The following is an 11,917-nucleotide window of genomic DNA, read 5'->3' on the forward strand; positions in this document are numbered from 1 at the left end:
GCAGACTGGTACGTCGGCTCCGGTTCACGTTTGCCGTATCCCGCGGCAGCGACCCGGCGCCCTCCCGAAACTAGGAGACACCTTGAAGCGCGACATCCACCCCGAGTACGTCGAGACGCAGGTCAGCTGCACCTGTGGCGCGTCGTTCACCACCCGCAGCACGATCGGAAGCGGTTCCATCCGCGCCGACGTCTGCTCCGAGTGCCACCCGTTCTACACGGGCAAGCAGAAGATCCTCGACACCGGTGGCCGTGTGGCCCGCTTCGAGGCCCGCTTCGGCAAGGCCGCCGCCGGCTCCAAGAAGTAGCGAGCCCCTCTTCGCCGGTCCACGGCAGTGTCCCCGCCCGGGACACGCCGGGACCGGCGTTTTTGGTCGCCCGCCCTTCCCCCACGTACGTCATTCAGGAGCCCACCATGTTCGAGGCCGTCGAGGAGTTGCTCGGAGAGCACGCCGACCTGGAGAAGAAGCTCGCCGACCCGTCGGTCCACGCCGACCAGGCCAACGCGCGCAAGCTGAACAAGCGCTACGCCGAGCTCACCCCCATCGTCGGCACGTACCGCTCCTGGAAGCAGACCGGTGACGACGTCGAGACCGCGCGCGAGTTCGCCGCCTCCGACCCGGACTTCGCCGCCGAGGTCAAGGAGCTGGAGAAGCAGCGCGAGGAGCTGACGGAGAAGCTGCGGCTGCTGCTCGTGCCCCGGGACCCGTCCGACGACAAGGACGTCATCCTCGAGATCAAGGCGGGTGCGGGCGGCGACGAGTCGGCCCTGTTCGCCGGCGACCTGCTGCGGATGTACCTGCGCTACGCCGAGCGGGTGGGCTGGAAGACCGAGATCATCGACGCCACCGAGTCCGAGCTGGGCGGCTACAAGGACGTCCAGGTCGCGGTGAAGACCAAGGGCGGGCAGGGCGCGACGGAACCCGGACAGGGCGTCTGGGCGCGGCTGAAGTACGAGGGCGGAGTGCACCGCGTGCAGCGGGTGCCCGCGACCGAGTCGCAGGGCCGGATCCACACGTCCGCCGCCGGCGTGCTGGTGACGCCCGAGGCCGAGGAGGTGGACGTCGAGATCAACGCGAACGACCTGCGCATCGACGTGTACCGGTCCTCCGGCCCCGGCGGCCAGTCCGTCAACACCACCGACTCCGCCGTGCGCATCACGCACGTTCCCACCGGAGTCGTGGCCTCCTGCCAGAACGAGAAGAGCCAGTTGCAGAACAAGGAGCAGGCGATGCGTATCCTGCGCTCCAGGCTGCTGGCGGCGGCGCAGGAGGAGGCGGAGCGGGAGGCCGCCGACGCCCGCCGCAGTCAGGTCCGCACCGTCGACCGCTCCGAGAAGATCCGCACGTACAACTTCCCGGAGAACCGCCTCTCGGACCACCGCGTCGGCTTCAAGGCGTACAACCTGGACCAGGTCCTGGACGGCGACCTGGACGCGGTGATCCAGGCCTGCGTCGACGCGGACTCGGCCGCCAAGCTCGCGGCCGCGTAGGCGTTGTAGGACGGACGCACGACGAGTACGACACGGAGGACTTGCGTGCAGCAATCATTTGGGGGACGCCCCCCGAGCCCTCGCAGTCTGCTGCTCGCTGAGGTAGCTCAGGCCACCCAGCGGCTGGCCGACGCCGGCGTGCCCTCGCCGCGCAACGACGCGGAGGAGCTCGCCGCCTTCGTGCACGGCGTCAAGCGCGGTGAACTCCACTCCGTGAAGGATCCCGACTTCGACGCCCGCTACTGGGAGGTCATCGCCCGGCGCGAGCAGCGCGAGCCGCTTCAGCACATCACCGGCCGGGCCTTCTTCCGGTACCTGGAGCTCCAGGTCGGCCCCGGGGTCTTCGTGCCGCGTCCCGAGACCGAGTCGGTCGTCGGCTGGGCCATAGACGCGGTACGCGCCATGGACGTCGTCGAGCCCCGGATCGTGGACCTGTGCACCGGCAGCGGCGCCATCGCCCTCGCCCTCGCGCAGGAGGTCCCGCGCTCCCGGGTGCACGCCGTGGAGCTGTCCGAGGACGCCCTCGTGTGGACCCGTAAGAACATGGAGGGCTCCAGGGTCGACCTGCGCCAGGGCAACGCCCTGGACGCCTTCCGCGACCTCGACGGCCAGGTCGACCTCGTCGTCTCCAACCCGCCGTACATCCCGCTCACCGAGTGGGAGTACGTCGCCCCGGAGGCCCGTGACTACGACCCCGAGCTCGCCCTGTTCTCCGGCGAGGACGGCCTCGACCTGATCCGCGGCATCGAGCGCACCGCGCACCGGCTGCTGCGTCCCGGCGGCGTCGTCGTCATCGAGCACGCCGACACCCAGGGCGGCCAGGTGCCGTGGATCTTCACCGAGGAGCGGGGCTGGGCCGACGCGGCCGACCACCCCGACCTCAACAACCGGCCGCGCTTCGCCACCGCCCGCAGGGCGACGCCGTGAGCGCCCCCCGCACTTCCGACCCGCAGCAGGACGTGTACGCGTCAGCATTCGCGCGTTCCGTGCAGTCCGTGTGTTCCCTGAATTCCGTGTATTCCGTGTACGAGGAGGCTCGCTAGATGGCCCGGCGATACGACACCAACGACGCGACCGACCGTGTGACCGGTCTGCGCGAGGCCGCGTCCGCCGTCCGCCGGGGCGAGCTGGTGGTCCTGCCGACCGACACGGTGTACGGGATCGGCGCCGACGCGTTCTCCTCGGAGGCCGTCGCCGACCTGCTCGACGCCAAGGGCCGGGGCCGCAACATGCCCACCCCCGTCCTCATCGGCTCCCCGAACACGCTGCACGGCCTCGTCACGGACTTCTCCGAGCTGGCCTGGGAACTGGTCGACGCCTTCTGGCCGGGCGCGCTGACGCTCGTCGCCAGGCACCAGCCCTCCCTGCAGTGGGACCTCGGCGACACCCGGGGCACGGTCGCCGTGCGGATGCCGCTGCACCCGGTCGCCATCGAGCTGCTGACGGAGGTCGGCCCGATGGCGGTCTCCTCCGCCAACCTCACCGGCCACCCCGCGCCGGAGAACTGCGACTCCGCGCAGGAGATGCTCGGCGACTCCGTCTCCGTCTACCTCGACGGCGGTCCGACCCCCGGCAACGTGCCCTCCTCGATCGTCGACGTCAGCCGTGAGGTGCCGCTGCTGCTGCGGGCGGGCGCGATCTCCGCGGACGAGCTGCGGAAGGTCGTACCCGACCTCGAGGTGGCGAATTGACAGCCCCTGACGCGGGGCGTGGCATAGGCAACGGGGAACGTGCCGCGGAGCAGACGACGACGTTCGGATATCCGCGCGACACCTTCCGCATCCTCCACGTCAGCACCGGCAACGTCTGCCGCTCGCCGATCACCGAGCGCCTGACCCGGCATTTCGTGTCCCAGCGGCTCGGTCTGCTGGGCGGCGGGCTGATCGTGGAGAGCGCGGGCACCTGGGGCCACGAGGGCGCGCCCATGGAGGCCAACGCGGAGACCGTGCTGGCCGAGTTCGGCGCGGACGCGTCCGGGTTCACCGGCCGGGAGCTCCTCGACGAACACGTCATCATGGCCGACCTGGTCCTGACGGCGACCCGCGACCACCGCGCCCAGGTCATCTCCATGGGCCACTCGGCGGGGCTGCGCACCTTCACCCTGAAGGAGTTCACCCGTCTGGTGAACGCCATCGACCCGGCCACCCTCCCGCCGCTGGACGAGGGCGTGGTGATGCGCGCACGGGCGCTGGTCCGCGCGGCGGCGGCGCTACGCGGGTGGCTCCTGGCCCCGACCCTGGAGGCCGACGAGGTCTACGACCCGTACGGGGCGCCGCTGCCGTTCTTCCGCTCCATCGGCGACGAGATACACCAGGCCCTGGACCCGGTGGTGACGGCCCTGACGGGGGTGCCGACGCGAGCCTGACCGCGCGGGCGCGGGGCGTGGCGGGCGGTGCGGGCCTACATTGGACGTACGTCACCGTCGACGCCCGGAGCGCACCATGTCGGTCACCCATGCCCCCGAGACCGATGTCCTGCGCCGGCAGGACCCCGAGCTGGCCGGGATCCTCCTCGGCGAACGGGAGCGGCAGGCGTCGACGCTTCAGCTGACCGCCGCCGAGAACTTCACCTCGCCCGCCGTGCTCGCCGCCCTCGGCTCGCCGCTCGCCAACAAGTACGCGGAAGGCTATCCGGGCGCCCGCCACCACGGCGGCTGCGAGATCGTCGACGTCGCCGAGCGCATCGCCGTGGACCGCGCCAAGGCGCTGTTCGGCGCCGAACACGCCAACGTGCAGGCGCACTCGGGCTCCTCGGCCGTGCTGGCCGCCTACGCCGCCCTGCTGCGGCCCGGCGACACCGTGCTGGCCCTCGGGCTGCCGCACGGCGGCCATCTCACCCACGGCTCGCCGGCGAACTTCTCCGGACGCTGGTTCGACTTCGTCCCCTACGGGCTGGACGCGGAGACCGGGCTCATCGACCACGAGCAGGTCCGCACGCTGGCCCGGGCCCACCGGCCCAAGGCGATCGTGTGCGGGTCCACCGCCTACCCGCGCCACATCGACCACGCGTTCTTCCGCGAGGTGGCCGACGACGTCGGCGCGTTCCTGATCGCCGACGCCGCCCATCCCATCGGGCTGGTCGCCGGGGGAGCGGCACCCTCCCCGGTGCCGTACGCCGACATCGTCTGCGCCACCACCCACAAGGTGCTGCGCGGACCGCGCGGCGGGATGATCCTCTGCGGCGGGGACCTCGCCGAGCGCGTGGACCGGGCCGTCTTCCCGTTCACGCAGGGCGGCGCGCAGATGCACACCGTCGCCGCGAAGGCGGTCGCGTTCGGGGAGGCGGCGACGCCGGCGTTCGCCGTGTACGCCCATCAGGTGGTCGCCAACGCGAGGGTTCTCGCGGCGGCGCTGCAACGGGAGGGGCTGGCCGTGACGACCGGCGGCACCGACACGCATCTCATCACCGCCGACACCGCGCCCCTGGGGATCGACGGACGCGCCGCGCGGGGGCTGCTGGCGGCCGCGGGGATCGTCCTGGACTGGTGCGCGCTGCCGCACGGCGACGCCCGTGGGCTGCGCCTGGGCACCGCCGCGGTGACCACGCAGGGCATGGGGGAGGCGGAGATGACGCGGATCGCGGCGCTGCTGGCCGGGGTGCTGCGGGAGGCGACCGACGCCCGGACGGCCCGCGAGAACGTGCGCGAACTGACCCTGGCGTTCCCGCCCTATCCGGGCTGAACCGGGGGTGGACGCGCCGTGTGCGCCCGGGTGCGCACCCCCGCTGCGCCACGGCTCACAGCTGCACGTGAAACCATCGTCACTACCCGGGAGTCCTCACACATATGCGCCGTGACGTAGTCGATCGCTAGGGTGTGGGACTGAGATGGCCGGCGAGACATGTGGGGAAGCCCGTGCGTGAATACCTGCTGACGCTCTGCATCACGGCCGCGGTGACGTATCTGCTGACAGGGCCGGTACGGAAATTCGCGATCGTGGCCGGAGCGATGCCGGAGATCAGGGCCCGTGACGTGCACCGGGAACCCACTCCGCGGCTCGGCGGGATCGCGATGTTCTTCGGTCTGTGCGCCGGTCTGCTGGTCGCCGACCATCTCACCAACCTCAACGAGGTCTTCGAGAAGTCGAACGAGCCGCGCGCCCTGCTCTCCGGGGCGGCGCTGATCTGGCTGATCGGCGTCCTGGACGACAAGTTCGAGATCGACGCCCTGATCAAGCTGGGCGGCCAGATGATCGCCGCGGGCGTGATGGTCATGCAGGGTCTGACGATTTTGTGGCTGCCGGTGCCGTGGGTCGGCACGGTCGCCCTGACGCAGTGGCAGGGCACACTGCTGACGGTGGCGCTGGTCGTCATCACCATCAACGCCGTCAACTTCGTGGACGGGCTCGACGGACTCGCCGCCGGCATGGTGTGCATCGCCGCGGCCGCGTTCTTCATGTACACGTATCGCATCTGGTACTCCTACGGCATCGAGGCGGCCGCCCCGGCGACGCTGTTCGCGGCGATCCTCATGGGCATGTGCCTGGGTTTCCTGCCGCACAACATGCACCCCGCGCGGATCTTCATGGGCGACTCGGGCTCGATGTTGATCGGGCTGGTGCTGGCCGCGGGAGCCATCTCCGTCACGGGAAACGTCGACCCGGACAATCTGTTCAGCGTCAGCGGGTCCGAGCGCAGCACCGTCCATCAGATGGTGCCGGTCTACATCCCGCTGGTGATGCCGCTGACGATCATCGCGATCCCGGCCGCCGACCTCATCCTGGCGATCGTGCGCCGCACCTGGCGCGGTCAGTCGCCGTTCGCGGCGGACCGGGGGCATCTGCACCACCGGCTGCTGGAGATCGGCCACTCGCACAGCCGCGCGGTGCTGATCATGTACTTCTGGTCGGCGTTGATCGCGTTCGGCGCGCTCGCCTACTCGGTCAACTCGGCCTCCATGTGGATCGTCCTCGGCGTCGTGTTCCTCAGCGCGATCGGGCTGGGCCTGCTTCTGCTGCCGCGGTTCACGCCGCGCACCCCGCGCTGGGCCGAGGCGTTCGTCCCGCCGCGCTACCGGCGACGCCGGCGCTCCGCGGCCGCTCGGCGGCAGCAGCCGGCGGCGGCCTCAGCCGAGCCGTTCGCGGGGGATGTGGAGCCCGTCGCGGACCGCGCGGAGGAGGAGCGGCAGCCGCCTGTCACGGTCGGGGTGACGGGGGCCAACGGGGCCACCGCGATCGGTGGGCGGCGCAGCTCCAAGGTAAGAATCTGACGAGAGCATTGCCAAGTCGTGGGAGAGTCCAGGGAGGGCAAAGCCCCCCATTACCAGACAAGCCACCCCGGATTCTGCACAGACGCGCACTGTCACTCTCATGTGTGACAGTGGGCACACCCTCCAGGTAAAGACCTCATCAAATAGTTTGTGATACGGTTCACGAGAACCCCCGGATAGAGCCGAAGAACCGTGCTGAGACGGTTCGTTGGAGCGAGGCGGAGCGAGGTCACTCGCCCCCTCGGGCCGGGACTACGCTCGTCCATGACGACACCCTGCCCCCGTTGAATGCGGAGTTGCCGCCATGCAGTCCAACGACGTACGAACGCTCCTGCACTGTGCCCTGCCCACCGCGGTCGCGGGTGTGGCGGGAGTCGCGGTGAGCGCCGCCGTTGCCGGCGGCAAGGGAGCGCTCGGCGCCGTCTTCGGTGCGGTGCTCGTCCTGCTTTTCATGGGCGGCGGGCTGATGGTGCTGCTGCGCACCGCGCGCCAGCTTCCCCATCTGTTCCAGTCGATGGGGCTGTTGCTCTACACCACTCAGATTCTGCTGTTGATGATCGTGCTGATCACGTTCAAGGGGACCTCGGCCTTCAATCCGAAATGTTTCGCCTTCACGCTGCTCGCGGCCACTCTGGTGTGGATCGCCGCCCAGGTGCGTTCGCACATGAAGGCCAAGATCCTCTACGTCGAGCCGGATACCGCTCGGACGTCGTCGTGACCTGTAGGGCCGGTGTAAAGGGACTTCCGCTCTTTTGCTATGGTCTCGCCACAACTGCGGCAGAGCTGGCGCGGGCGGCAAGCGTGCCTGTGACGTCTCACGGTTCGGAGCCCAGTCGCCGCCCCCTAATCCGCAAGTCCAGTCCAGTGCCGTCCCGCGGTCGCAGGCCGCGCCGACACATCGAGGTTGCCGTACCCATGCGCCACGCTGAAGGAGCTCGCGGTGAGTAACGCCAAGACGCTCGCCTTCGAGACCGACTGTCATATTTTCGACGGGTGCGGTTTCCCGACCCCCGGCCTGCACTCGTTCATGTTCGAGCCGCTCTTCACCGTCGGCGGCATCGAATTCAACAAGCCGATGCTGCTCTCGCTGGTGAGCACCGTCGTCGTCATCGGATTCTTCTGGGCGGCCTTCAACAAGCCGAAGCTGATCCCCGGCAAGCTCCAGATGGTCGGCGAGGCCGGCTACGACTTCGTACGCCGCGGGGTCGTCTACGAGACGATCGGCAAGCGCGAGGGCGAGAAGTACGTCCCGCTGATGTTCGCGCTGTTCTTCTTCATCTGGATCATGAACCTGTGGTCGATCGTCCCGCTGGCCCAGTTCCCGGCCACCGCGGTGATCGCCTTCCCGGCAGGTCTCGCCGCGCTCGTCTACATCCTGTGGATGAGCATCACGTTCAAGCGCCACGGCTTCATCGGCGGCTTCAAGAACATCACCGGCTATGACAAGTCGCTCGGCCCGGTGTTCCCGATGGTCATGTTCTTCGAGTTCCTGTCGAACGTGTTCATCCGGCCCTTCACCCACGCCGTCCGGCTCTTCGCCAACATGTTCGCCGGGCACGTGCTGATCCTGATCTTCACCATCGGAACCTGGTACCTGCTCAACGGCATCGGCATCGCCTACTCGGCGGTCTCGTTCCTGATGGTCCTCGTGATGACGGTGTTCGAGCTGTTCATCCAGGCCCTCCAGGCCTACGTCTTCATCCTCCTGTCCTGCAGCTACATCCAGGGCGCGCTCGCCGAGCACCACTGAGCACCCGCACCACCCCCTGAACTTCCGGTGGCCAACCCCCACCGGCCTGTGTAAAGAGAAGGAAGTTACGGCATGTCCGCTCTCGACACCCTCGCCGCGGTCGAAATCAAGGGCAACCTCGCTGCCATCGGCTACGGTCTCGCGGCCATCGGCCCCGGCGTCGGCGTTGGCATCATCTTCGGTAACGGCACCCAGGCGCTGGCCCGCCAGCCCGAGGCCGCCGGCCTGATCCGTCAGAACCAGATCCTCGGCTTCGTCCTCTGTGAGGCGCTCGCCCTGATCGGTCTGGTCATGGGCTTCGTCTACCCGACGTCCTGATCCGGTCTAACGCCGACGAGAGAATTCCACGGAAGGAACTGATGTGATCTCGCCCTTGCTGCAAATCGCGGCTGAGGAGGAGGCCCAGAATCCTCTGATCCCGGAGATCCCCGAGCTCGTCATCGGTCTGATCGCCTTCGCGATCGTGTTCTTCGTCCTGGGCAAGAAGCTCCTTCCGAACATCAACAAGGTTCTGGAAGAGCGTCGCGACGCCATCGAGGGCGGGATCGAACAGGCCGAGGCTGCTCGCACGGAGGCCCAGAGCGTCCTGGAGCAGTACAAGGCGCAGCTCGCCGAGGCCCGTCACGAGGCCGCGCGGCTGCGCCAGGAGGCGCAGGAGCAGGGCGCCACGCTCATCACCGAGATGCGCGCGGAAGGCCAGCGTCAGCGCGAGGAGATCGTCGCCGCCGGGCACAGCCAGATCGAGGCGGACCGCAAGGCCGCCGCGTCCGCGCTGCGTCAGGACGTCGGCAAGCTCGCCACCGAACTGGCCGGCAAGCTCGTCGGGGAGTCCCTCGAGGACCACGCCCGCCAGAGCCGCGTCATCGACCGTTTCCTCGACGAGCTCGAGGAGAAGGCCGAGGCGTCTCGATGACCGCACACGGAGCGAGCCGCGAGGCATTCGCAGCAGCCCGTGAGCGTCTCGACGCGCTGACGGACTCCACGTCCGTGGACGCCGCGCAGCTCGCCGGTGAGCTGGCGACCGTCACCGCGCTGCTCGACCGCGAGGTCTCGCTGCGTCGGGTCCTCACCGACCCGGCGCAGGCCGGCGAGGCCAAGGCCGAGCTGGTCCAGCGCCTGCTCGGCTCCCGGATCAGCGGCCCCGCCGCCGACCTGGTGTCCGGCCTGGTGCGTTCCCGCTGGTCGCAGTCCCGCGACCTGGTGGACGTGCTGGAGGAGCTGGCGTCCATCGCCGACCTCACGGCCGCGCAGAAGGCCGGCACGCTCGACGACGTCGAGGACGAGCTGTTCCGCTTCGGACGGATCGTCTCCTCGAACACCGAGCTGCGCGCCGCACTGACCAACCGGAAGGCCACCGTCTCGGCCAAGAGCGAGCTGCTGGGCAGCCTGCTCGGCAGCCGGGCCGACGCGGCCACCGAGCGACTGGTGACGCGCCTCGTGACCGCGCCCCGTGGACGTAGCCTGGAAGCGGGCCTCGAAGCCCTGTCCAAGCTCGCCGCTGAGCGCCGGGACCGCATGGTCGCCGTCGTCACCTCGGCGGTACCGCTGAGCGACCCGCAGAAGCAGCGCCTCGGCGCCGCCCTCGCCAAGCTCTACGGCCGCCCGATGCACCTCAACCTCGACGTGGACCCCGCGGTCCTCGGCGGGATCCGGGTGCAGGTCGGCGACGAGGTGATCAACGGCTCCCTCGCGGACCGCATCGAGGACGCCGCCCGCCGCATGGCGAGCTAGCAGCAACTCAAGACCGCAGTACGAACTGATGGCGGCCCTGGTTGGGCCGTGCAGAGGATTCACCTCTTTCAGGGGGGAGTCCCCATCCCCCCAAAGTGAAACTTCGGGCCCAACAAGGAGAGCAGGGAACCCAGATGGCGGAGCTCACGATCCGGCCGGAGGAGATCCGGGACGCGCTGGAGAACTTTGTCCAGTCGTACAAGCCGGACGCGGCCTCGCGCGAGGAGGTCGGTACGGTCACCCTTGCCGGCGACGGCATCGCGAAGGTCGAGGGCCTCCCCTCGGCCATGGCCAACGAACTGCTGAAGTTCGAGGACGGCACCCTCGGTCTTGCGCTCAACCTCGAAGAGCGCGAGATCGGTACCGTCATCCTCGGCGAGTTCAGCGGCGTCGAGGAGGGCCAGCCGGTCACCCGCACGGGAGAGGTCCTGTCCGTCGCCGTCGGCGAGGGCTACCTCGGCCGTGTCGTCGACCCGCTCGGCAACCCGATCGACGGCCTCGGCGAGATCGAGACGTCCGGTCGCCGTGCGCTGGAGCTGCAGGCTCCCGGCGTCATGGCCCGTAAGTCGGTGCACGAGCCGATGGAGACCGGCTACAAGGCCGTCGACGCGATGACCCCGATCGGCCGTGGCCAGCGTCAGCTGATCATCGGTGACCGCCAGACCGGCAAGACCGCCCTGGCCGTCGACACGATCATCAACCAGCGCGACAACTGGCGCTCCGGTGACGTGAAGAAGCAGGTCCGCTGCGTCTACGTCGCCATCGGCCAGAAGGGCTCGACCATCGCCTCCGTGCGTGGCGCCCTCGAAGAGGCCGGCGCGCTGGAGTACACGACCATCGTCGCCGCCCCGGCGTCCGACCCGGCCGGCTTCAAGTACCTGGCGCCGTACACCGGTTCGGCCATCGGTCAGCAGTGGATGTATGAGGGCAAGCACGTCCTCATCATCTTCGACGACCTGTCGAAGCAGGCCGACGCCTACCGCGCCGTGTCGCTGCTGCTGCGCCGCCCGCCGGGCCGCGAGGCCTACCCGGGTGACGTCTTCTACCTGCACTCCCGTCTGCTGGAGCGCTGCGCGAAGCTCTCCGACGACCTGGGCGCCGGCTCGATGACCGGTCTGCCGATCGTCGAGACGAAGGCCAACGACGTCTCGGCGTTCATCCCGACCAACGTCATCTCCATCACCGACGGCCAGTGCTTCCTGGAGTCCGACCTGTTCAACGCCGGCCAGCGTCCGGCCCTGAACGTCGGTATCTCGGTCTCCCGCGTCGGCGGCTCCGCCCAGCACAAGGCCATGCGCCAGGTGTCCGGCCGGCTCCGCCTCGACCTCGCCCAGTACCGTGAGCTGGAGGCGTTCGCCGCCTTCGGTTCCGACCTGGACGCGGCGTCGAAGTCGCAGCTGGAGCGCGGTCAGCGCCTGGTCGAGCTGCTCAAGCAGCCGCAGTACCAGCCGATGCCGACCGAGGACCAGGTCGTCTCCGTGTGGGCCGGCACCACCGGCAAGATGGACGACGTTCCGGTCTCCGACGTCCGCCGCTTCGAGAAGGAGCTCCTGGAGTACCTGCACCGCAAGGAGCAGGGCCTCATGACCTCCATCAAGGAGGGCGCGAAGATGTCGGACGACACCCTCACCGCTGTTGCCGACGCCATCGCCGAGTTCAAGAAGCAGTTCGAGACCTCGGACGGCAAGCTTCTCGGCGAGGACGCCCCGGCCGCGGCCAAGTGACGTAAGGAAGGGACC

At 69.2% G+C, this 11,917-nt stretch carries 13 protein-coding genes; all 13 read left to right on the forward strand.

Annotated elements, in window-relative coordinates; all coding sequences use genetic code 11:
- Positions 1 to 82: 82 nt before the first annotated feature.
- On the forward strand, positions 83 to 307 hold the full coding sequence (rpmE, locus tag QF032_RS26680) for a 50S ribosomal protein L31 (RefSeq protein WP_057584064.1): 225 nt from the start codon (positions 83 to 85) through the stop codon (positions 305 to 307).
- A 107-nt stretch (positions 308 to 414) separates the two neighbouring features.
- Positions 415 to 1,491, forward strand: coding sequence for a peptide chain release factor 1 (prfA, locus tag QF032_RS26685; RefSeq protein ID WP_057584061.1), 1,077 nt, complete (start codon positions 415 to 417; stop codon positions 1,489 to 1,491).
- Between the two features lie 87 nt (positions 1,492 to 1,578).
- A complete protein-coding gene (gene prmC, locus QF032_RS26690; protein ID WP_057584721.1) occupies positions 1,579 to 2,418 on the forward strand; it encodes a peptide chain release factor N(5)-glutamine methyltransferase in 840 nt (279 codons plus the stop codon).
- Between the two features lie 116 nt (positions 2,419 to 2,534).
- Positions 2,535 to 3,182 carry an L-threonylcarbamoyladenylate synthase gene (locus QF032_RS26695; RefSeq protein WP_306949255.1) on the forward strand — a complete coding sequence of 216 codons (648 nt, stop codon included), beginning with the start codon at positions 2,535 to 2,537 and terminating at the stop codon, positions 3,180 to 3,182.
- Entirely contained in the window at positions 3,179 to 3,856 is a 678-nt protein-coding gene (locus QF032_RS26700; protein ID WP_057584057.1) for an arsenate reductase/protein-tyrosine-phosphatase family protein, read from the forward strand. The genes QF032_RS26695 and QF032_RS26700 overlap by 4 nt, the downstream gene beginning before the upstream one ends.
- A 76-nt stretch (positions 3,857 to 3,932) precedes the next feature.
- A complete protein-coding gene (gene glyA, locus QF032_RS26705; protein ID WP_307045974.1) occupies positions 3,933 to 5,171 on the forward strand; it encodes a serine hydroxymethyltransferase in 1,239 nt (412 codons plus the stop codon).
- A gap of 173 nt (positions 5,172 to 5,344) precedes the next feature.
- The gene (locus tag QF032_RS26710) at positions 5,345 to 6,697 is read left to right on the forward strand and encodes an MraY family glycosyltransferase (protein ID WP_307045976.1); all 1,353 of its coding nucleotides are present in this window, start codon (positions 5,345 to 5,347) and stop codon (positions 6,695 to 6,697) included.
- Positions 6,698 to 7,001: 304 nt separating this feature from the next.
- Positions 7,002 to 7,415 carry a hypothetical protein gene (locus QF032_RS26715; protein ID WP_306949252.1) on the forward strand — a complete coding sequence of 138 codons (414 nt, stop codon included), beginning with the start codon at positions 7,002 to 7,004 and terminating at the stop codon, positions 7,413 to 7,415.
- A gap of 222 nt (positions 7,416 to 7,637) precedes the next feature.
- On the forward strand, positions 7,638 to 8,447 hold the full coding sequence (atpB, locus tag QF032_RS26720; protein WP_306949251.1) for a F0F1 ATP synthase subunit A: 810 nt from the start codon (positions 7,638 to 7,640) through the stop codon (positions 8,445 to 8,447).
- 72 nt (positions 8,448 to 8,519) lie between these two features.
- Positions 8,520 to 8,765, forward strand: a complete 246-nt coding sequence (locus QF032_RS26725) for an ATP synthase subunit C (protein WP_020131181.1) — start codon at positions 8,520 to 8,522, stop codon at positions 8,763 to 8,765.
- Positions 8,766 to 8,811: 46 nt separating this feature from the next.
- Positions 8,812 to 9,360, forward strand: coding sequence for a F0F1 ATP synthase subunit B (locus QF032_RS26730; protein ID WP_306955932.1), 549 nt, complete (start codon positions 8,812 to 8,814; stop codon positions 9,358 to 9,360).
- Positions 9,357 to 10,178, forward strand: coding sequence for a F0F1 ATP synthase subunit delta (locus QF032_RS26735; RefSeq protein ID WP_306949250.1), 822 nt, complete (start codon positions 9,357 to 9,359; stop codon positions 10,176 to 10,178). The genes QF032_RS26730 and QF032_RS26735 overlap by 4 nt, the downstream gene beginning before the upstream one ends.
- A gap of 134 nt (positions 10,179 to 10,312) precedes the next feature.
- On the forward strand, positions 10,313 to 11,902 hold the full coding sequence (gene atpA / locus QF032_RS26740; protein WP_057584041.1) for a F0F1 ATP synthase subunit alpha: 1,590 nt from the start codon (positions 10,313 to 10,315) through the stop codon (positions 11,900 to 11,902).
- Positions 11,903 to 11,917 lie beyond the last annotated feature (15 nt).

Source organism: Streptomyces achromogenes (assembly GCF_030816715.1).
GTDB classification, from domain to species: domain Bacteria; phylum Actinomycetota; class Actinomycetes; order Streptomycetales; family Streptomycetaceae; genus Streptomyces; species Streptomyces achromogenes_A.